The 20,339-nt window shown below is 61.6% G+C and carries 15 protein-coding genes, 1 tRNA gene and 1 riboswitch; of the genes, 6 read left to right on the forward strand and 10 right to left on the reverse strand.

Features of this window, described 5'->3' with window-relative positions; genetic code table 11:
- Positions 1–30 precede the first annotated feature (30 nt).
- Both ACO08A_RS03050 and ACO08A_RS03055 read right to left on the reverse strand, forming a co-directional pair.
- Entirely contained in the window at positions 31–1,221 is a 1,191-nt protein-coding gene (locus ACO08A_RS03050; protein ID WP_422039773.1) for an O-succinylhomoserine sulfhydrylase, read from the reverse strand.
- 43 nt (positions 1,222–1,264) lie between these two features.
- Positions 1,265–1,345: riboswitch (SAM riboswitch) on the reverse strand.
- An 88-nt stretch (positions 1,346–1,433) separates the two neighbouring features.
- The gene (locus tag ACO08A_RS03055; protein WP_422039774.1) at positions 1,434–1,820 is read right to left on the reverse strand and encodes a Rap1a/Tai family immunity protein; all 387 of its coding nucleotides are present in this window, start codon (positions 1,818–1,820) and stop codon (positions 1,434–1,436) included.
- 148 nt (positions 1,821–1,968) lie between these two features.
- Here ACO08A_RS03055 and ACO08A_RS03060 point away from each other — a divergent pair, with 148 nt between their 5' ends.
- Together ACO08A_RS03060 and ACO08A_RS03065 are read left to right on the forward strand one after the other, a co-directional pair.
- Complete coding sequence (locus tag ACO08A_RS03060; RefSeq protein ID WP_422039775.1) at positions 1,969–3,105, forward strand: 2'-deoxycytidine 5'-triphosphate deaminase; 1,137 nt, start codon at positions 1,969–1,971, stop codon at positions 3,103–3,105.
- A 35-nt stretch (positions 3,106–3,140) separates the two neighbouring features.
- The gene (locus ACO08A_RS03065; protein ID WP_422039776.1) at positions 3,141–3,689 is read left to right on the forward strand and encodes a YigZ family protein; all 549 of its coding nucleotides are present in this window, start codon (positions 3,141–3,143) and stop codon (positions 3,687–3,689) included.
- A 951-nt stretch (positions 3,690–4,640) separates the two neighbouring features.
- On the opposite strand, the gene ACO08A_RS03070 is transcribed toward ACO08A_RS03065, so the two are convergent.
- Complete coding sequence (locus ACO08A_RS03070; protein ID WP_422039777.1) at positions 4,641–6,107, reverse strand: gamma-glutamyltransferase; 1,467 nt, start codon at positions 6,105–6,107, stop codon at positions 4,641–4,643.
- 63 nt (positions 6,108–6,170) lie between these two features.
- Positions 6,171–6,962, reverse strand: a complete 792-nt coding sequence (locus ACO08A_RS03075) for an ion transporter (RefSeq protein ID WP_422039778.1) — start codon at positions 6,960–6,962, stop codon at positions 6,171–6,173.
- A gap of 157 nt (positions 6,963–7,119) precedes the next feature.
- On the opposite strand from ACO08A_RS03075, the gene ACO08A_RS03080 reads away from it, so the two are divergent.
- Positions 7,120–7,193 (forward strand) — tRNA-Gly (locus tag ACO08A_RS03080).
- Between the two features lie 204 nt (positions 7,194–7,397).
- On the opposite strand, the gene ACO08A_RS03085 is transcribed toward ACO08A_RS03080, so the two are convergent.
- The 4 genes from ACO08A_RS03085 to ACO08A_RS03100 form a co-directional block, all read right to left on the reverse strand.
- Positions 7,398–8,297, reverse strand: coding sequence for a hypothetical protein (locus tag ACO08A_RS03085; RefSeq protein ID WP_422039779.1), 900 nt, complete (start codon positions 8,295–8,297; stop codon positions 7,398–7,400).
- A 270-nt stretch (positions 8,298–8,567) separates the two neighbouring features.
- Positions 8,568–10,697: a hypothetical protein gene (locus tag ACO08A_RS03090; RefSeq protein WP_422039780.1), complete on the reverse strand. Its 2,130-nt coding sequence runs from the start codon at positions 10,695–10,697 to the stop codon at positions 8,568–8,570.
- Between the two features lie 17 nt (positions 10,698–10,714).
- Positions 10,715–11,854 (reverse strand): phosphatase PAP2 family protein, encoded by a 1,140-nt coding sequence (locus ACO08A_RS03095; protein ID WP_422039781.1) that lies wholly within the window; start codon positions 11,852–11,854, stop codon positions 10,715–10,717.
- Between the two features lie 22 nt (positions 11,855–11,876).
- Positions 11,877–13,517, reverse strand: coding sequence for a hypothetical protein (locus ACO08A_RS03100; protein WP_422039782.1), 1,641 nt, complete (start codon positions 13,515–13,517; stop codon positions 11,877–11,879).
- A 143-nt stretch (positions 13,518–13,660) separates the two neighbouring features.
- On the opposite strand from ACO08A_RS03100, the gene ACO08A_RS03105 reads away from it, so the two are divergent.
- Together ACO08A_RS03105 and ACO08A_RS03110 are read left to right on the forward strand one after the other, a co-directional pair.
- A complete protein-coding gene (locus ACO08A_RS03105) occupies positions 13,661–13,861 on the forward strand; it encodes a hypothetical protein (RefSeq protein WP_319386230.1) in 201 nt (66 codons plus the stop codon).
- A gap of 320 nt (positions 13,862–14,181) precedes the next feature.
- On the forward strand, positions 14,182–15,021 hold the full coding sequence (locus tag ACO08A_RS03110) for a transporter substrate-binding domain-containing protein (protein WP_422039783.1): 840 nt from the start codon (positions 14,182–14,184) through the stop codon (positions 15,019–15,021).
- Here the strand turns inward: ACO08A_RS03110 and ACO08A_RS03115 are convergent.
- Positions 15,015–15,863 carry a sterol desaturase family protein gene (locus ACO08A_RS03115; RefSeq protein WP_422039784.1) on the reverse strand — a complete coding sequence of 283 codons (849 nt, stop codon included), beginning with the start codon at positions 15,861–15,863 and terminating at the stop codon, positions 15,015–15,017. The genes ACO08A_RS03110 and ACO08A_RS03115 overlap by 7 nt on opposite strands.
- 146 nt (positions 15,864–16,009) lie before the next feature.
- Here ACO08A_RS03115 and ACO08A_RS03120 point away from each other — a divergent pair, with 146 nt between their 5' ends.
- Positions 16,010–16,657, forward strand: a complete 648-nt coding sequence (locus ACO08A_RS03120) for an alpha/beta family hydrolase (RefSeq protein ID WP_422039785.1) — start codon at positions 16,010–16,012, stop codon at positions 16,655–16,657.
- Positions 16,658–16,934: 277 nt separating this feature from the next.
- Here ACO08A_RS03120 and ACO08A_RS03125 read toward each other — a convergent pair whose 3' ends face one another.
- Complete coding sequence (locus ACO08A_RS03125; RefSeq protein WP_422039786.1) at positions 16,935–20,333, reverse strand: efflux RND transporter permease subunit; 3,399 nt, start codon at positions 20,331–20,333, stop codon at positions 16,935–16,937.
- Positions 20,334–20,339: the final 6 nt, after the last annotated feature.

Below are 20,339 nucleotides of genomic sequence, written 5' to 3' on the forward strand. Positions count from 1 at the left end.
TCACGCACGCGCTGAGCGCGCGCCCGCGATTTAGACCGCGGCAAGTGCCTTTTCGACGTCTTCCAGAAGATCCTGAGGATCTTCCAGCCCGACCGACAGGCGCAGGATGCCGTCCGAAATTCCAAGCTCGGCACGCGCTTCTTCGCCAATGGACTGGTGCGTCGTGGTCGCCGGATGGGTGATCAGGCTCTTGGCGTCGCCCAGATTGTTGGAGATCCGGATGATGTCCAGCGCGTTGGTGAACCGGAAGGCCGCTTCCTTGCCGCCCTCGATCTCCAGAGCGACCATCGTCGAGCCGCCGCGCATCTGCTTGCGGGCAAGCTCGGCCTGCGGGTGATCGTCGCGGCCCGGATAGATCAGGCGGCTGACCTTGGATTGCCCGGCGAGAAAATCGGCGATCTGACCGGCGCTCTCGGTCTGGCGGGCGACGCGGATCGGAAGCGTTTCCAGACCCTTCATCAGGACCCAGGCATTGAACGGGCTCATATGCGGGCCGGTATGCTTGACGAACGGCATCACTTCCTCTGTGATCCATTCCTCGTCCGACAGGACAACGCCGCCGAGGCAGCGGCCCTGCCCGTCGATGTGTTTCGTTGCGGAATAGACGACCACGTCCGCGCCAAGCTGTAAGGGCGACTGGTAAAGCGGTGTCGCAAAGACATTGTCGACGATCAGCCGGGCGCCAACGGTCTTGGCAATGTCGGCGACCGCCGGAATCTCGATGATCTCCAGCGTCGGATTGGTCGGGCTTTCCAGAAAGAGCGCGCGCGTATTCGGCCGCACGGCGGCTTTCCATTGCTCGATATCCGTGCCGTCAACGAGCGTGCTTTCCACACCATAGCGCGGCAGCAGGGTCTCGCAGATATAGCGGCAGGAACCGAACAGGGCCTTGGCGGCGACCACGTGATCGCCTGCCTTGACGGACGCCATCAGGGCAAGGTTGACCGCCGCCATGCCGCTTGCCGTGCCGCGCGCGGCTTCCGCGCCTTCGAGCATCTTGATGCGGTCCTCGAACATGGAAACGGTCGGATTGGCATAGCGCGAATAGACAAAGCCCGGGTCTTCGCCGTTGAAGCGGGCTTCCGCCGCCTCGGCGTTGTCGTAGACAAAACCCTGGGTCAGGTACATGGCTTCCGAGGTTTCACCAAAGGGGGACCGCATGGTGCCGCCGTGAACCAGTGAGGTTGCAGGACGCCAGCTCTTGTTGGTGGTCTCAGTCATCTTCCATTCGCTCCAAACGCAAAAAACCCCAGCCTGAGGACCGGGGTTCGCACCTCCGGCCTTTTTTAGCGACTTGTTTAACGTGGCTGCAAGCCGGCCGGCCCAAATCACCACGGAGTGGACTTGTCCTATGCGATAATGCTCCGAGGGTCAATCGTCTTTGAGGAAAGTTCCCGTGAACGGGCAAAACTTGACGGTTCATGATAGAGCCGTCACCGGCACGGAAACGCTTCCCGGAAGGCCTGCAAGACCAGCTTCCGGGCAGACGTGTCCCGGAACGTCGGATGGTCGCGAAGGTAGGCGACCACCGCATCGGTTTGCTGCCGGTTCGTTGCCTGTTCGGGAATGCAGAAGCGAAGCAGAATATCCAACGCCAGCTTGAAATCTTCAGCACTCAGAAACCTCGCACCGGCGTCGACCAGCGCGGTCTCCGTCCCGCCGAGAAGACCGTAGCGCATTCCCTGGATATAGCCTTCACAGTAGACCGCCCGCGCCTCATCGGTACAGATTTCATAGAGGTCCTGGCCATTGAGCGACTTGCTCTGGCCCGTGCCGAGCGCGGCAAGAAAAACGATCAGGCATAGCGTCAAAGCTCTCATGACAACAGCTTATCCCCGGCGACCGGCGCGCTCAAGAAGATGCATGGGGGACACCGATATGCAAAGATTAATCAATGAATTCAATGACTTGCATTTTATGTTGGAATCCGTTAAGGATTTCAATAAGGAAAAACGACGGGAATTCTTCATGAACGGGACAACGGGGCAGGCCTTGAGCGGAAGCGCGACACTTGCTGAGAGCGGCATTTTGCCGGAGCGGGTCATCCGCGCAATGTTTGCCGCAGGCGAAATCGCCGCCGCTGAGCCGCCCGTCGGCGGTCAGATCCAGCCGGCCAGCCTCGACCTTCGTCTCGGAGCGCTTGCCTACCGCGTGCGGGCAAGCTTTCTGCCCGGTCCCGAAATCCGGGTCGCCGACCGGCTGGAAGAACTCAAGCTTCACACCGTGGATCTGAAGGACGGTGCGGTTCTGGAGACCGGCTGCGTCTATATCGTACCGCTGCAGGAAAGCCTTGCTCTTGCCGCCGACATTTCGGCGACGGCCAACCCGAAGAGCTCCACCGGACGGCTGGATGTGTTCACGCGGGTCATTACCGACAACGGCCTTGCCTTCGATACCGTCCCGGCGGGCTACACCGGACCGCTTTACGCCGAGATTTCGCCGCTCACCTTTCCGATCCTCGTCCGCAGCGGTTCGCGCCTCAGCCAGATCCGCTTCCGGCGCGGGCAAGCGATCATTGCCGATGACGTGCTGCAGGACGTCCATCGCGACCACACGCTGATGAGCGGTGGCAACGAACGGATCGGCGGCGGTGTGCAACTGTCGATCGACCTTGAAGGCGACGGCCCGGGGAGCCTGATCGGCTACCGCGCCAAGCATCATTCGGGCCTGATCGATGTCGATGTCGTCGGGGCTCAGGACCCACTGGATTTCTGGGAACCGATCTACCGGCGCAACAAGGGTGAACTGATCCTCGATCCGGACGCGTTCTATATTCTCGTCAGCCAGGAGGCCGTGCACGTGCCGCCCGACTATGCCGCCGAGATGGTGCCGTTCGATCCGCTGGTCGGGGAATTCAGGGTGCACTATGCCGGTTTCTTCGATCCGGGTTTCGGTCACGCGGGCGCGGGCGGCGTCGGGTCCCGGGCGGTTCTGGAAGTCCGCTCGCATGATGTTCCCTTCATCGTCGAACACGGCCAGACCATCGGCCGCCTCGTCTACGAACACATGGCCGAGCGGCCCGAAACGCTCTACGGCGAAGGCATCGGCTCGAATTACCAGGGCCAGGCCCTCAAACTGTCGAAACACTTCAAGGTGCCGGCCTAGCGTTTCGAACCTGACACACGATCCATATCGCCAAAATGGACCTCAAGACCGTCACACGCGAACACGAAGGCTTTCTGGAAGACCGCAAGTCCCGCTTCCTTGCCCATCTTGTCCCGATCGAGATCTTCGAGCGGCGGCTTGAGGAGCTGCGCAGGGAACACCGGAAAGCCAACCACATCGTGACCGCGCACCGCCGTCTTCTCGATGACGGCCGGATCGAGGAAAGCGGCAAGGATGACGGGGAACCGGCCGGCACGTCCGGCATGCCGACCCTGCGTGTCCTGCAGGGCGCTCACCTGATCAACTGCGCTGTGCTCGTTGTGCGCTATTTCGGCGGCACGAAGCTCGGCGGCGGCGGTCTCGCGCGCGCCTATTCCGGCGCCGCCCAGGACGCGATCAGCCGCGCTGAGCTGATCCCCTTCCGCAAGATGGGGACCAGAACGGTTCGCGCCGATTTTGCGTCGAGCTCGGAACTTGAACGCAGGATCGAACTGCTCGGTGTGACGGTTGTTGCGCGGGACTACACCGAGGACGGGGTCCAACTCACCGTCGAGGGGCCGGAAGAGGTGCTTGCAACCCTCTAAGCCCGGTTTGCCTGCGCCGCCTGGGTTGATTTTGAGACCAGCCGCCCCCCTCATCCTGAGGAGCACGCCTGCGTGCGTCTCGAAGGATGGACCGCGCAGTTCCGGATATGCCGCCCATCCTTCGAGACAGCGCCTCCGCGCTTCCTCAGGATGAGGTTGTTTTACGATGATAGTTTTAGAGATATCCGCCGATGTGCGCCGCCCCCTCTCCGCTGTCATCCCGGACGCAGCGCAGCGGAGATCCGGGACCGGGGAGCCAGGGTCCGTCGATAAGGTACCGGAAGACCGCCAGAACCGTGCCTCACCGATCCCGGCTCGCGCTTTGCTTGGCCGGGATGACGACAGAGGAGGTTTGACGATGCGCTTCTGCCTGAGTTTGCCCCAAGTTCGTCCCCGATACCTCATCCTGAGGAGGATCGTCAGGTCCGTCTCGAAGGAAGGGCCACGCAGTTCCAAGCATGCCGCCCGTCCTTCGAAACAGCGCACCCGCACTTCTTCAGGATGAGGTTGGTATTCCGCGGCAGCTCTTGAATTTTGCAGGGTGCCTGAGCAGACGTCCCAGGGATGCCTTCGCCTCTCCGCTGTCATCCCGGACGCAGCGCAGCGGAGATCCGGGACCGGGGAGCCAGGGTCCGTCGATAGGGTACCGGAAGACCGCCAGAACCGTGCCTCCCCGATCCCGGCTCGCGCTTTGCTTCGCCGGGATGACGACGGAGGAGGTTTGACGATGCGCCTCCGCCCGAGTTGGCTCCTGTTTCGTCCCCGACACCTCATCCTGAGGAGGACCGTCAGGTCCGTCTCGAAGGATGGGCCACGCAGTTCCAAGCATGCCGCCCATCCTTCGAGACAGCGCACCCGCACTTCTTCAGGATGAGGGTGGCGTTCCGAGGCGAGGACAAACAGGTTTCATTCGCTGGCTGCGCCGGAACTCCATGGCCTTCCTGCCTTTCCTCACTCGACAATCACCGCGGCCCCTTCCCTGCGGCTGTCACCGATGCCGGAAAACGTGCCGTGGCCATCGGTGCTGACGGCATGTACGCCGCCGAAGAACATGTTCTTCTCCGGCCAGATGCGATGATCGGGAAAAAGATCTGTCAACGGGCCAACATCAGCTTCGGCACCGGGCAGCTCCAGGTCAAGATGACCGTTTTCGACATGAAGCCGCGAGGCGCGCACGGCGTCTTCAAGCGGCGCTTCCTCAAGGCACAGGCGGGCGACGACCTGGAAGACAGCCGAGCGGATCCGGCTGGAGCCGCCCGAGCCGAGGGCGATGAGACGTCCGTCCGGCATGTCGATCAGCGCCGGGCACATCATGGACGCAAGCCGCTGGTCTGCCGGCCAATCGGCCGATCCGTGCGGATTGACGTCCTCTTCGCCGAGAATGTTGTTCAGCATGAAGCCGTAGCTGCCGACGATTTCGCCGTTGCCGGTGCCGTTGGAAACGGTGACCGAACAGGCATTACCTTCAGCATCTATCGTTGAAATGTGGGTTGTTCCCTGCTGGCGCATCGGGCGATCCAGAAGCGCCTGCAGGTCGCCGCGCGCTGCCAGCCTTGCCCGGTCTGCCGCCTCAAGCGCACCGGCAAAGGCGGTCCTGCCGCTGCCTTCAAGGAGCTGGAGGGCGTAGCGGATCAGCACGCCGCCGGCAGCAGGCGGCGCGTTGAGATGGACAGTCGCCGCCCCGAGCCTGAGGGACAGGGGTTCGCGCGGTTCCACGCGGTAGTTTTCAAGGTCCGCACGCGTCAGATGCCCCCCGGCCTCCTGCTCTTTCAGGATCTGGCCCGCGATCCCGGTCCGAAGCCAGTCTTTCCGGGCCAGCTCTTCATACATCTCGGCAAGGCCCGGATTGCGGAACAACGACCCGGCTGCGGGCAGATCGCCTGCCGGCGCATAAAGGGTCCGGGCGGCTTCGGTCGCGGTCAGGATCGGGCGCACCACCGTCGACAGGTAGTGCTGATACCGGGTTACGATGTGACCCGCTCTGGCCGCTTCGATAGCAGGCGAAAACAGATCGGCGAAGGGCAGCGTGCCGCCTTGCCGGTGCAGCGCCGACAGCCCGGCCAGAAATCCCGGTGTGGCGACGGTGGCCGGTCCGATGTGAAATACCTGCGTCGCCGAGCCGAAATCGGCGGTGATGCTGTGAAAGCCTTCGGAGGACCCGCTGCGTTTTTGCCGGGGCGTTTGCGGAAAGAAGTCGAGCAGGGTGGTCTTGCCGGTCTCCCCGCTGCGGATCATGGCAAAGCCGCCGCCGCCGGGAGAGGCCAGCACCGGTTCGCACACGCAGGACATCGCCAGTGCGGCGATCGCCGCATCGACCGCGTTGCCGCCATCGCGCAGCATTTGTGCACCCGCCTCCGCGGTCAGCTGATGCCCGGCCGCTATGCTGCCTTTCGGTGTGTCCCTTGAACTGGCTGCCATATCACGGTCAAATCATGCGGCTGCCGGAAACGCAAGCCTGACGGGGCCTGCACATCCGGCCGGTCAATCGGCGACCTTCATGCGCAGCTCCTTCAGCTCCGCGCGCAGCGCCTTGACCTCTTCCAGGATCAGGCCGGTGTCGTCATGGATCGCCTGCCGGTTGGCGTCGGCCTCCGCCTCGTGCTCCTCCTGCATGGCCGAGACGATGATACCGATGAAGAGGTTCAGGACCGTGAAGGCGGTGCACAGGATGAAGGGCACGAAGAACAGCCAGGAAAGCGGATAGACCTCCATGACCGGCCGGACGATGCCCATGGACCAGCTTTCCAGCGTCATGATCTGGAACAGCGTATAGAGCGAGGCTCCAAGGTCGCCGAACCAGTCCGGGAAGGTTTCGCCGAACAGCTTCGTTGCCATGACGGCAAAGACGTAAAACACCAGCGCCATCAGGACGACGATCGAGCCCATGCCCGGCAGCGCGGCGATCAGCCCACCGATCACGCGTCTGAGGGACGGCACAACGGAAATCAGGCGCAGGACACGCAGGATACGCAGCGAGCGGAGCACCGACATCGGACCGGTCGAGGGCACCAGCGCAATGCCGACGATGGCGAAATCGAACAGGCTCCAGGGGTCCTTGAAGAATTTCAGGCCATGCGCGTAAAGGCGCAGGATCAGCTCGACCACGAAAATCCCGAGGATGATCCGGTCGATCGTGATGAGCAGCGCGCCGAACCTGTCCATCATCCAAGGACTTGTTTCCAGGCCGAGCGTCACCGCGTTCAGCATGATGATCCCGATGATGCAGAATTCCCAATTGCGCGAGGTGACCAGCGCCTTGACCTGATTTCGCATGTATCCGACCTGGAGTTTGTCCGTGAACCGAAGCGCGTGCGCGCCGGCGCGACCATGGCGATTTTTGCACCGCAGCGCAAGATGCCGCTTGGCCGGAAAGGCAAAGTTCCGAACTTGACAGTTTTGCTTTACCGGATCAGTAATCGGAACGGACCACGCGGGTGTAGCTCAATGGTAGAGCAGGAGCTTCCCAAGCTTAAGACGAGGGTTCGATTCCCTTCACCCGCTCCATTTCCTTGGCAGACCGAGCTGCGCTTTTTCCGCGCCCACCCCAAAAAATAAGTGGCGGAGAAAATCTCCGCCACCGAATAGAACTAAAAAGCAATGTATGGTCAAAGGTCTGGCGCGTCTGGGCCGGACGGCCCGTCGGCAAAAAGGGATTGTGCGGTTGCCCGCGAAACCAGCGCCCTCTTCCTTCAAAAGGGCTCTGAAACGTCAGACGATGGGATATCCATCGATCAGGTTGCGGTAAAAGCCCGCAATGTCCTTGGACGCATCCAGATCGGGATGAAATTCGTCCGTCCAGCGCCCTCGCACCACGTTGCGGATATCGACAACCGTCACGTTCGGATGGGCCGCGTCGATCTCGTTCAGGAACTCGTAGAACCGGTCGACAAGATAAGCGAGGATGGCGTGGATCAGGTCCCGGTCGGCCTCGAAGCGGAAATTGCGCTTGATGAACGGGCGGCCGAACCACGGTCCGTCGCTATGGGCCACGGGATAGTCGTAGCCATGCACAAGCAGCTGCGTGCGCGGTGCCTTTGTGTGCAGGTAGCGTGCGATCTCGACATAGCCGCTTTTCAGCCTTGCGAGGGTGTCTTCCAGCTTCTCCATCTGGAGGAAATCCTCCGGATCGTCGGACCCGAGCCCCGCGCTCCTGTCCTTGAGCAGCCGCGTCAGCGCGCAGCCGCCGAGGACCTCATCGCCGCCGCCCGAAAAGACGAGATAGTCATAGACACCCCGGTCGACATGGACGCGGAAGGGCTTTTCCGTGACGACATCCTCGAAACTGTGACCCGGCCACGCGGAGCTTGCCGTCTGGTAGTAGCCTTCCAGAATATCGAAGAAGGTCTTGTTGTAGCCAAGGTACCGGGACACTTCGATCACCACGTTGATCCAGGCATCTCCGCAGGCGCAGACACGCAGGGGTGACCGGTTGATCCGGATCGGATGCGTGTCATCACCCTTGCCTGACGCCGACCAGTGAGCGGCGACCTGTTCCTGGGTCAGAGGTGCCCGCATGTCGTCTAGAACATGATAGGCAAGGCACCTGTTCGGATCCTTTTCATACCGCGTGTTGTTCAGGACTGTCGCTTCCAGGATATCGGCGTACATGGCTACCTCCTAAGCTGGCGTGAACTTGCGTGACAGGGAGTCAAGCGATCCCGCGATCCCTCTTTTCCCCGTGCGGAACCGCCCCTACCGGCCCGCATCAACGCAGTCTTCCCGATCCGCTCAGATCCCCACTTGAGTGCGTCGTTGATGAGATTTTTGTACAATATTCATTGGGTTCACGCGCGTGAGAAAAGCGTGAATTCAGCACACTGCAAAAAGAAAGGCCCGGTCGAAACCGGGCCTGACAGTAAACTTGGTAAATTTATCTATTCAGATAACAAGGAATTTTCCGAAACGCGCGCGATCATCCTCATTCTGACCCGGCAATTCGAGTTTTTGCAGGATCGGAAGATAATTGTCCTCTTCCGCATTCTTGATATCTGCATCGGAATGCGTTGCGAAAGCTTCCGACAATCGTCTCGCGACAAGCGGGGCCGCGACGCTGGTTCCCTGCACCGACGCATAGGAACCGCTGCGCGTCCCGGCCGCGACGATGCCCGGACTGATGATCGACCGGTCGGCCGGAGCCGCGCAATCAACGCTGCCGACTGCATCGCCCGCCCCCGATTTACCGGCGGAACTGAAGGCCGATGCGTCTATTTCGGCACTTCCCGGCAACGCGCCGATACGGGGCACGGCCCCGGAAACCACCAGTGTTGTCGCACCGGTCGCCATGCCGTTGAGGCTGCCGAAGCGTTTGACATGGCTTTCGGACCGGTCGGTGTCATCCCCGGTGCCCCTGTCGTCAAAGAGCCGGTAGTCATCATCGTGGAGATAACTCTGCCGGGAGCCGGTCAGAAACGCCTCCAGATCAATATCCCTTTGCACCCAAAGATAGATCGGCCCGTGGCCGGCAGGCGCCGCCGGGCCCCGCTTGAGCGTCACCTTCCAGTCCCCGGCAGGCGCCGCCGCAAGGGCAGCGTCATGCGGTTCGCTCGGAGCCAGTGCGATCAGAACGCGCCAGCGCCCCGTTCGCCTGTGGTTGTCAAGACTGATCTGCCCGATGGCATCGCCCGAACCGGTCCGGATGGTCTCGAAGTTTCTCGGATCGCCGTGCTGGTATGCCGGATCCGGTTTCAGTTCGAGGCCTGCCGTCACCTTGCCGAACGGCCCCGAGACCTCGACACCGAAATCGCCGGGATCGAGCTGATCCGGGAACCAGATTTCCAGATAGTTCGATGACCGGTCGTTCGGTTGAACGCGCCAGGTGAATTCGAAGGCACCGGACGCCAGGTCTTCGGCCGTGATCTCGCCATGGAGGCGATCCAGGAACGTGTTTCCCGACGGAATGACAATCGCCGTCGGCCTGCCCAGCTGGCGGCGCTTTTCGACCAGTTCGTCAATGGCCGCTTCCAGTTCCCCCTGGCCGTCGTGACGGCCGGCCGAAAACCCGTAACTGATGTTGATGGTCACGCGAATGTCCGGGACGCCGTAGCCTGCCGCAATCCGCTCCGCGCGCTCAAGGATGTAATGCACGGCGGACAGCATATACATGTCCTTGCCGAAGCTGGACGTATCCCAACCGTAGGTGTTGGGAAGCTGCACGGCGATGAGACGGGTTTCCTCGGGCGGAACAAGTCCCTTGTCCGGGTTGGCGCCCGCGGCAATATCCATGACGTTCGCACCATGGGTCGCGAGACGTCTTATGGCTGCGCCGGACCCGAACTGCCGTTCGGAAGCGCCCGCTACTTCGTAAAGCGCATCCTCGTCGTCGCCATGCGCGTGAACGAGCTGCTCAATATCTGCCCGCGTCAGTTCGCGGCCGAACAGCACGCTCGGGGTTTCGTCCCCGTCGCGCCCGTGTGCCGATTGCAGCCAGCAGAACTCCAGCCGGCTGCGTTTTCCGTCCGCGGCCCGGAAATTCCGGTGCGCAAACGGAATGCCGTCGTCGATGACCGCCAGGATGTTGAGCGTCCTGCCTTGTAGATCCGTGGCCTGAACCTTCGGATCCGGGCTCCAGTCCGGTGCCGACGGCAATCTACCCTCGAGCCGGTGCATTGCCGTTTCCTCCACCGGAAACGCCATTCTGAAGCGGGCATCGGTCGTGGCAGCCGGCTGCAGGGCTTCGCTCAGGTTCAGGCTCAGGCAGTCCGGCGCGATGTCGCCGCCAGACCGGTTCTCGACCACGATCGGCCAGAACTTCAGGGAAACACCGTCCGTCCTGCCCCAGATCGTGGGGAGCCACATGCCGCGCGGTCCGTCGCCCCCGTCCGCAAGCGTGTGCGGGTTTTTCGGCTCGGAATGCTCGGCCAGGGCCGTCAGGAACCGGACATCCGTGCTTCGATAGACAGGAAAGGCGTAGTCCTTGCCTATGCCGAAGTTCCAGGCCTCATACGGTCCGAGATAGTTCCGGAGTGCGACGGCCTTGTCCTGGCCGCCGTTTGCTGTGATGTCGGTCATGTTCGAGGTGCCCTTTCTTAAAGGTCATACTCATCGACCGCTCTCTTCCAGAGCCATTCGAACTGGTCGCTCTTGTCGATCGCGCAGAGCTGAAGTTCGGTGACACCGTGCGCGCCCCATTTCGACGGCACGTAGTCCGAGACCATGAAGTCGGACGCTGCGTGTGCCTCGTATTTCAGACCGCGCATTTCCGTTTGCGCGCCACACTTGTTCAGGACGATCTCACCGACCATTTTGCCGAGCAACGCTCCGGCCCAGCTGTCGACCGGGTAATGCACCCCGGCGACCGTGCGGCTGACCGCAATGCGCTCCGCCTGTTTGCGCAACAGGTTCTTGCGCTTGTCCTTGTCCGGGTAGTGGGTGCCGGATGCATCGATCAGGCCTTCCAGCATGCGCACGACGGCAAAGGCTTCCGTCGCATGAGCGCTCGGGAAGCTGCCATGCGCAGGGGTCGGGATCATCGGCAGGATCGATGCTCCGATACGGTCCGGACGCCGGATCGCAAGATGGTGTTTCACGATCATGGCCACATGCGCCGCGAGGACCTGCGTCAGGGTGATCAGCTCAAGCGTGTTGTCGTTCCTGCCCGGGATGAGACCCAGGATCATTGCGAAATACGGGGTCGGGAAGCCGAGCTGCGACGTGATTTCAGCTGTCCGCTCCGGGCGCTGATCCATATAGGACCGCACCAGATCCAGCTGTTTGTCGAACAACTCGCCATCGGGGCGAACAACGGAGAAGAAGGGTTGCACGGGACCGCCACCGTGCGGCCGGTACGAGAGAGTGACTTCGGAGCTGGTGCCGTCCCTCGTTTCCCAGGACAGCTCGCTCATGAAATCGCTGAGATAGAGCGAAGCCCGGACCCATCCCGCCCATTTGCCGAGATTCTCGCTCGACGAGAAGTCCATTTCACGGGACGGGTGGGCCGCGCCGTCTCCGGCTGCGTGGGCAATGGCCTGTGCGCTGGTCTGCAGACCCTGTATCGTCAGGGAGTCCAGACCACCGCCGCCGCCGATGAAACCGCCGAGACCGGTTGCGTTGAGGCCGATGCCACCGATGCCGCCTATGCCACCGATGCCGCCGATGCCGCCAATGCCTCCGATACCACCAATGCCGCCGATACCACCGATACCGCCAATTCCGCCGAAATAGGCCATTTATTCCCCCTAGAAGTCCTCGTTAGAAACCAACCGCGCGCAAGGCGCGCATTGCATTTTGACCAACCTGATAATCGGCCGCCGGGTGCGCATTCATGTAACCCTCAACGGAGAAGGTCGGTTGTCTGCGCCGCAATTCATCCGCGACTGTCTTTGCTTCTGCGGTCCTATCAAGGTAATGAAGAGCAATAATTTTTGCGCGAAGGGTCGACAGGTGACGCTGGTTCCGCTCCAGCGAGCTGTTGGCGAAATCCAGTGCCTTTTCGTAGTCTTCGGACGCCAGATAAGCGGTCGCGCTCAAACAGTCATAGAAATACTTGAATGGATCGATGGGAGACAGCTTGCGCGCCTTGTCCGCAGCGTGCACCGCCTGGCTGCCAGAATCCTGAAACGCGTAAAGCGCACTGCGCAACAACCAGGACAGTGCTTCATTCGGATTGTGCTCAAGGGCATTCTCGTAACGGGTTGACGCAACATCGAGGCGGCGGAGCAGGTTGTTGTGCGCGAAACCGTCAATGGTCATGCAGAACGCGTTTTCCGGATCGATATCCAACGCCTTCGAGGTGCTGCCGACCGCGCTCTTGGTGTCCTTGGAGGGGTCCGAACTCCATCCGTTGACAACGCTGAGCACGTGCCACTTGCCGCGCCAGGCGTGGACCTCCGCCGAGCGCGGGGATCTCCTGAGGGCTTCGTCCAGCAGTTCGCGCGACTTTGCAAAATCCCGCAAGGTCGAGCGGTGCATGAGGCTGACGCTCGCCATCAGCAGCTTGTGATCGGCGATTTCGTTGATCGGGCGGCCGCGCACGTACCGCAACGTGTCGGACGCGATCGCATTGCCGACGGAGGTCACGATATTGGTGAGCCCCTGACCCGAGTCGTTGATGAACTCGGACTGCTTGCCGCTGAACTGGCGGGTCCAGAGAATACGCCCGGTCTCTGCGTCCAGGAAGTCGACGTCGGTGATCACCTCGTCGCCAATCTGCCGGATGCTGCCGGCGACACAATAGTCGACCGCGAGCTTTGTCCGTATCGCTTCGATATCGATCCGGCGCCCCGCCAGGGCCCGGCTCGAGAAATGTGATATGACGGCCAGAAGATTCGTGCGCGAGAGCGACCGGCAGATTTCCTCCGCGAACCAATCCCCGAGCATCGACAGCTCCGGATTGCTCTCGATGCTCAAGAGCGGCATGACCGTCACGGTCGGAACCGGAGGCCGCGGAAGAGACGACGCCGGGGTTCGAAACAGCGCGTGGACCTGTTCCGGATTGGCCCTGACCGCGTCGCGCCAGGCTTCGAACAGCGGCGCGGGAACGTCGAGGCCTTCCAGAAAAGTCCCCTGCCCCGGCTGACCGGCAAAAACGACATTGCCGAGATCGAGCGTGACTTCGGAATTGTTGGTCGTGATCAGCTGATTGTAATAGGGACCCATCGCCGACTTGATGTCGGAGAGCGCGCGCCTGAGGCTCTGCCTGCCGGTGTCGTAGCAGGAGGCACCCCAAAGCGTCTCCTGCAGGAAGGTCCGGCTTCTGCAGCCATGCGGCGCAGTTGCAAGCAGCGCGAAGATCGCGCGATGCTTTTTACCTGTAATCTCGAAAGCTCCGGGTTCCAGGGAACGGACAATACAGGACCCGAACAAGCTGATTTCCAGTAACTTCGCGTGCATGCCCCATCGCCTCGAGAAAAGTACGTATTCTATAGAACAGCACTTATAGCCTCTATCCAACCACTTCACACTTTTTTCACGCTCGCCGAAATGCTTCTCCAACTAAACTCACGCTGTGAGGAACAGAACCGTGAGCAGGAAAATTGTCAGAAAAAAACCCTATTATCGACGATGTTTCGGATGTTGTTGATTTCTTCCTGGCCTGGAACAATCATCGTGAAACCGTATTGAAAATCTCGGAAATGGACCAGCTGGACAGCGACCAGAAGAAAACCCTTCACTGGCTCGTCAAGATGGCGGACAGGGTCAGCCTGACCGATCTGGAGAAAGACGATCTGCATTAGGGTACTGACCCAAGGGCATGCAGAAACTCCCATGAACGGTTTTGGCGTTAGGCCGCCAACATGACTGCAAAAAGCTCGATCGCGCCGCCGCGCGCGTGCCGCGGGGCGCTTCGCTCACGCGTGCGCCGGAGCATCTGCGCTTTCAAGGGTTGCGCCATTCGGGGATTGGTCCGAGCCGGATCGGTTTGCGCATTCTCATTTTGCCCAGCAGGCTGACTTTGCGGTATCATCCCCGCACGGACGGTGACTCGCGCGCGATGCGCTATGTGACCCGTCGCCCGAGTTGCAGACAATCATAGCGGTTTCACGATCCAGCATTCATGAAGATACATCCGGTTGCGTTCCTGATCGCGCTTCTTTTCACCTCCCTGCTGCCCGCTCAAGGTCTTGCGCAGGACGAGGGCGTGCGCGTGCCGAATTTCTGGGACCCCAAGGCGGTCAGCGACCGGCCGAGTTCCATACCGGACAAGATCCAGTTCCTGGCAACCGACAACCACCCGCCCTTCGTGTTCCGCGACCCGCAGGGCCGCCTGACCGGTTTCAATGTCGATCTGGCGCGCGCGCTCTGCCAGGAACTTGGAAGCTCCTGTGCGCTCCGGATCAAGAATTTCAACGTCCTTCTGTCTGCTCTGGACGAGGAAGAGGGCGACGCCATCATTGCCGGGCTCTCGCGGGGCCTGCCGGCGACACGGCGCCTGAATTTCACCGACGACTACCTCAAACTGCCTGCACGCTTCGTGGTAGCCGCAGACAAGGCCGGTGATTTCGATGAGCAGGCGCTCGGCGGCAAGACCATCGCGGCGGTGACCGGGTCCCGCTACGAAGCTTTTGCGAAGCGGTTCTGGCCGGAAGCCGATATCCTCGGGCTGGAGAGCGTGTCCCTGGCACGAGACGCGGTGAAGAACGGCGACGCCGACGCCCATTTCGGCGACGGACTGAGCCTTGCGTTCTGGCTCCCCAGCGAGGCCGCCGCGTCCTGCTGCGCTTTCGCAGGCGGCCCCTGGCTGGAACCGGGTTTCTTTGACCGGGGCATGGCGATTGCAACGCGCCCGGAAGATACCGAGCGTGCGGCCGCGCTCAACTACGCGCTGGCGCAGCTTCAGCAAAAAGGCATCTACCGCGAACTTTACCTGCGATATTTTCCGCTCAGCTTTTACTGATTGCTGCGCACGTCCATCGCTTCGGGTTCTTCCGACTTCGTCCTTGAACTTCCCAGGAACGGTATCGCGAGGCTGAAGGGGAACTGATGCGCCCTGGGGGTGAGCGGTGCCCCGAGACCGATCTCCATGCCGTCATGGCCCTTTTCCGGCTGGTCCACATAGGTTCCGAACATCCGGTCCCAGATCGACAGGTAGAAGCCATAATTGCTGTCCGTTTCCCGCCGGATCACCGAGTGATGGACCCGGTGCATGTCCGGCGTCACGATGACCAGGCGCAGAAGCCTGTCCAGCCACAGGGGCAGGCGGACATTTGCATGTCCGAAGACGGCAGAGGCGTTCAGCACGATCTCGAAGATCAGCACCGCCTCGACCGGACCGCCCAGCGCGACGATCACGAGCCCCTTCCAGACGAACGACAGCAGGATCTCGATCGGATGGAACCTGAGCGCCGTCGTTGCATCCACTTCGCTGTCCGCGTGATGGACGCGGTGTATCCGCCAGAACCAGGGGATCTTGTGGGACGCGACATGCTGGCCCCAGACGGCGAAATCGAGCGCGAAGAAGGTCAGGACACCGGCAAGCACGCCCGACCAGCCGAGCAATCCGAACAGGCCCCAGCCGCTTTCCTTCGCCAGAAGTGCGAGCCCGACACCTCCGATCGGAAAGATCAGCCGCACCAGAATCGAATCCAGCAGGATAAGGCCCCAGTTGGTCGGCCAGCGCTTCAGACGTCCGTTTTCCAGACGACGCCTGGGCAACCCCGCCTCGAGCAGGGCCATGACCAGGAAAATCCCGGCAAAGCAGGCCATGCGCACCTGGTTTATGTCGATCTCTTCAAACATTCGTCCCCGTGTCCGCCGAGTTGCAAAGCAGCTTGCCATTGTCCGGAAGGCGCGCTAGGGCATCTGACGATCGGAAGCTCTATTTCACCTTTCGTGAAAATATAGCCCACTCTCCCAAAAAAGAAGCTGCGACAGATCACATCACCATGAGCGACTTTCTCTGGAACCGCCCCGAAGACGAACCGGCAGCCACGCTGCTGATGGCCCACGGTGCCGGAGCGCCGATGGATTCGGCCTTCATGGAAAAGCTTGCCGGTGCGCTCGCCGATGAAGGCATTGCCGTTGCGCGGTTCGAGTTCGCCTATATGGCCGGGCGCCGAACCGGCGGAAGCAAAAGACCGCCGCCACGCGCGGACCGTCTGATCGGCGAATTTCAGACAGCACTACAAACCCTCCTGGCGGACGCCAGCGGCCCCCTGCTTCTGGGCGGAAAATCGATGGGTGGTCGCGTCGCGGCCATGCTGGGCGGCGGCGGTTCTCTGCCCCAACGGGTGCGAGGCATATGCTGTTTCGGCTACCCGTTTCATCCCACCGGCAAACCGGATGCCGAATGGCGGCTGTCGCCGCTTCAGGAAAGCAAGCGGCCGGTTCTGATCCTCCAGGGCGACCGGGACCCGTTCGGATCCAAGGCGGAACTCGACGCGGTGACACTGCCGGGCCATGTTTCCCTGACCTACCTGGAAGACGGCAATCACGATTTCGGCCCACGCGGCAAGTCACCTGCGACACTGGACGGCAACATCCGGAGTGCCGCAGGCGCCGTGGCGGCGTTCGCGGCGTCACTCCGGGACTGAGGCCACCCTGTCAGGTTTTGAAAGCTCCATGATTGCGTCCAGCGCATAGCCTGGAAAAAGGACAGTCACCCGGATTTGTCATCCCGGTTTGCCGCAGGCGCGGCAGGACCGGAAACCAGTATCCCCAGTGGCTGAAGGTTAAAGGATGACGGTGAAACAAGCGGTTACTGGGTTCCGGCCTTCCGTTGCGCTTCAGCCGGAATGACGGGTTCGTTGACCGGAGATCGTCTCGCCAGTTTCATTTCCGGTTAAATCGGGTAGCGGCTGATTGAGGCCTTCATTCGGCAGGTGTCACACTCCGGCCGCTTCCCGGCAGGGCGGGACGGTTCTGGCGCCTGCTCAGGAAAATGACCCGGCCGATATCATCACCGATCATGACGAGCGCGGGCACAAGCACCAGGACAAGCGCGGTCGCGGTCGCCAGCCCGAACACGATGGTGATTGCCATGGGCAGCAGGAACTGCGCCTGCAGGCTGGTCTCGAACATGAGTGGCAGCAGACCGCCAATGGTCGTCATCGATGTCAACAGCACGGCCCGCAGACGGTCGCAGCTGGCACCGATTGCCGCCGCGTCCAGGTCTTCGCCTCCGGTCAGACGTTCTTCAAAACGCGCGACGAGGATGATCGAGTTGTTCACGAGGATGCCGGCGAGCCCGAGCAGGCCGATCATGCTGAGGATCGTCAGGTTGAAGCCCATCAGGTAGTGCCCGACAATTGCTCCCACGATGCCGAAGGGGATGATCGACATCACCACGATCGGCCTCGAATAACTGCCGAAGATCGCCGCCAGGATGATGTAGATCCCCGCCACTGCCATCAAGATGCCGGTCAGGAGATCGGAAAACGCGTTCGACTGCTCTTCCGCCCGTCCGGCGAAGGAATATTCAAGACCGTATCTCTGCGAAAGCGCCGGCAGGAATTCCGTGCTCAGTTCCGCAATGATCTCGTTGTTCGAAGTGATCGTGCTGTCGACATCGGCCACGACCGTTACGACGGTGCGCCCGTCCCGGCGGAGGATGACCGAAAAGCCCTGCGCATCGGTCAGATCGACGATTTCCGTCAGCGGAACGAATTCACCGGCAGGCGTACGCAGGGAGAGTTGCCTCAAAGCCGCCGTCCCGTCTGAATCGAACACCTGTTTGACCCTTACGGACACCTCCTCGTCTCCCTCGGCGAAACGCCGGGCGATGTTGCCCTCAAAGGCGTTGCGGATCTGACGGGCGGCACTTTCCACCGTGAAGCCGAGAGCACGGCCGCGCGGGGTCAGATCGACAAGAAGTTCAGGTTTGCCCCACGGGAGATCGTCCTCCACGGCGCTTGTGCCGGGGAATGCGGACAATTCCTCCTGGAGTTCCTCGGCCGCTGCCTTCAAGTCCTGCAGAGACGCGCCGGTGAGGCGGATATCGAGGTCCCGTCCGGGAGGCCCGCCACGCCTTTCGGCGACAGCAACACGCGCCGCGCCCGGGATCGCCGGCAGCGCCGCGCGCCAGGCGCGGACGATTTCAGGTGTCCGGATCGTGCGCTCCTCCGACCGGCTGAGTTGTACGGATATGTTGGCGACATTGTCGCCGCGGTTGTTGCCCGCCTGGCCGAGGGTCGCGTATGTCGCTTCGACAAGCGTCTCGCCGTTGTCTCGCGTCAGACTGGCCTCGGCATCCTTGAGCGCCTGCTCGATCCGGGCGATGCCGTCGATCGCATCTGCTTCGGGAATGCCGGCGTGGAAGAAAATGGATGCGGTCAGGTTTTCCGCTTCCGGAGACGGGAAGAAGGTGAAACCGACCCGCCCGCCTCGTACGAGCCCGACCGCCAGAACCATGGCCGCGATGGCAACGGCGAGCGTCACGTATCGCCAGTGGACGGCAAGGGAGACAAAAGCACGGAACGGGTAGTCGCGTATCCAGCCGAAACCGGTGTCGAACCCGCGTCGGAACCAGCTTGGCCTGTCCGGCTCCTGTCTTTGCTGCTTCCTGCGGCGCAACGCCATCAGCAGCGTCTCGAATGCAAGCGCGGCAAGAAAACAGACGCCGATGACAATCATCTCGAACACGACCACACCCGCAGCATCCCTCAGGGCGCGCAGGGGGTCATCAACGACATCGAGATAAGGCGGCACGGAGATATCCGGTTGCGCAACAAGAGCGCTCAGGAAGAAGGCCGGCACACCTGCGACAATGACAACGCGCCACCAGCTCCAGCCGGGCCGGCTCCCGAGCGCGTGTGACAGGTGGCCGGGCAGCACCAGAAAACACTCGATCAGCGAAGCGATCACGACCGCGATCACGACAATGGGCAGCGTGCCCATGATCTGGCCGAGCACGTCGCCGATCAGGAGGATGGGGAGAAAGGCTGCAATCGTGGTCAGGCTTGCCGCGAAGATCGGCGCCAGCATGGTGGTCGCACCATTGACCGCCGCTTCGTCCGGACTATCACCCATGCTCTGGCGCGTTGCCGTATGCTCTCCGACGACAATCGCGTCGTCGACGATCACACCCAGCATCATGATCAGCGCGAACATGGAGATCATGTTGATGCTCTCGCCCATGAGCCACATGATGCCGAGCGTCGCCATCATCGCGACCGGGATGCCGGCGGCAACCCAAAGCGCGATCCTGGCGTTGAGGAACAGGAACAGGATCGCGACCACCAGGACGAGACCGGTCAGGCCATTTTCGAGCAGAAGCGTTATCCGCCCCTTCACCGCGTCGGCGCGCACGTCGTATTTCAGGATTTCGAGGGTCTGCGGCAGCTGTTGGGAAATCTCGGTGAGATAGTCGTCGACGATCTGCGCGGCTTTCAGCGTATCGGTCTTCTCGGTTCTGAGAATTTGCAGTTCGATCGCCCGGGTTCCGTTTGAAAACCCCTGGTTCTCGCCGGAATCGAAGTCCCGCACGACGGTACCGATATCGTCGACCAGCGTCTTTTCGCCGGAGGCGAAGGACTTGACCTCCACCCTGCCGACGGCCTCCGGCGAGCGCTCTTCGGAGAGGGCGCGGATCTGCCTTTCGACATCGCCGTCCAGATTGCCCGCGGGAACGTCGATGGTGTTGCCAGCAATCTGGGTGGCGACATCGGAAATGGTCAGGTCGAGGCGCCTGAGCTCGCGCTCAGGGATCTCGACCAGGTATTCCGGCGCGCGATAACCGTAGAGCTCGACCTTGTCGATCCCGCGCGCAAGCAGGTCATCGCGCATCTGGCGCGCGAACACCTTGAGCGCCTGCTCCGAAAAGGGACCCCGAAGGGCGATCGTTGCGACACCGTCGGTGAATGTGGACGCCGACACGACCGGCGTTTCGGAATCGACCGGCAATGTCGTGACACCGGAGATCGCCTGCTCCACGTCCGACAGCGCCTGCTGCATGTTGGTGCCTTCGATGAACTCCATCTGCACCGATGCGGCCCCCTCGCGGCCGTAGGAGACAATCTCGTCGAGCCCATCGATGAAGCGCAGTTCCGGTTCGATCACCTCAAGAATGTTCGTGGTGACATCCTCGGCGCTCGCCCCCGGCCAGATGATCGACACAGATATCCGGTCGGTCTTCACGGTCGGAAAGAACTGGGTGTTCAGTTTTGCCAGACCGTAGGCGCCGAACAGCACCATGACGACCATGATGAGATTGGCGGCGTTCGCATGCCGGACGATCAGTTCAAGGAAGCCTCTGGACCGGATCTCTCTCATCACCGC

This window comes from Roseibium sp. (assembly GCF_965232425.1).
Taxonomy (GTDB): domain Bacteria; phylum Pseudomonadota; class Alphaproteobacteria; order Rhizobiales; family Stappiaceae; genus Roseibium.

Excerpts from the sequence above, each read along its gene's own strand:
- ACO08A_RS03055 (WP_422039774.1), bottom strand. The coding sequence starts at position 1,820 with ATGAGAGCTTTGACGCTATGCCTGATCGTTTTTCTTGCCGCGCTCGGC.
- ACO08A_RS03065 (WP_422039776.1), top strand. The coding sequence starts at position 3,141 with ATGGACCTCAAGACCGTCACACGCGAACACGAAGGCTTTCTGGAAGAC.
- ACO08A_RS03110 (WP_422039783.1), top strand. The coding sequence starts at position 14,182 with ATGAAGATACATCCGGTTGCGTTCCTGATCGCGCTTCTTTTCACCTCC.
- ACO08A_RS03120 (WP_422039785.1), top strand. The coding sequence starts at position 16,010 with ATGAGCGACTTTCTCTGGAACCGCCCCGAAGACGAACCGGCAGCCACG.
- ACO08A_RS03125 (WP_422039786.1), bottom strand. The coding sequence starts at position 20,333 with ATGAGAGAGATCCGGTCCAGAGGCTTCCTTGAACTGATCGTCCGGCAT.
- ACO08A_RS03075 (WP_422039778.1), bottom strand. The coding sequence starts at position 6,962 with ATGCGAAATCAGGTCAAGGCGCTGGTCACCTCGCGCAATTGGGAATTC.
- ACO08A_RS03060 (WP_422039775.1), top strand. The coding sequence starts at position 1,969 with ATGAACGGGACAACGGGGCAGGCCTTGAGCGGAAGCGCGACACTTGCT.
- ACO08A_RS03090 (WP_422039780.1), bottom strand. The coding sequence starts at position 10,697 with ATGACCGACATCACAGCAAACGGCGGCCAGGACAAGGCCGTCGCACTC.
- ACO08A_RS03100 (WP_422039782.1), bottom strand. The coding sequence starts at position 13,517 with ATGCACGCGAAGTTACTGGAAATCAGCTTGTTCGGGTCCTGTATTGTC.
- ACO08A_RS03115 (WP_422039784.1), bottom strand. The coding sequence starts at position 15,863 with ATGTTTGAAGAGATCGACATAAACCAGGTGCGCATGGCCTGCTTTGCC.
- ACO08A_RS03050 (WP_422039773.1), bottom strand. The coding sequence starts at position 1,221 with ATGACTGAGACCACCAACAAGAGCTGGCGTCCTGCAACCTCACTGGTT.
- ACO08A_RS03095 (WP_422039781.1), bottom strand. The coding sequence starts at position 11,854 with ATGGCCTATTTCGGCGGAATTGGCGGTATCGGTGGTATCGGCGGCATT.
- ACO08A_RS03085 (WP_422039779.1), bottom strand. The coding sequence starts at position 8,297 with ATGTACGCCGATATCCTGGAAGCGACAGTCCTGAACAACACGCGGTAT.
- ACO08A_RS03070 (WP_422039777.1), bottom strand. The coding sequence starts at position 6,107 with ATGGCAGCCAGTTCAAGGGACACACCGAAAGGCAGCATAGCGGCCGGG.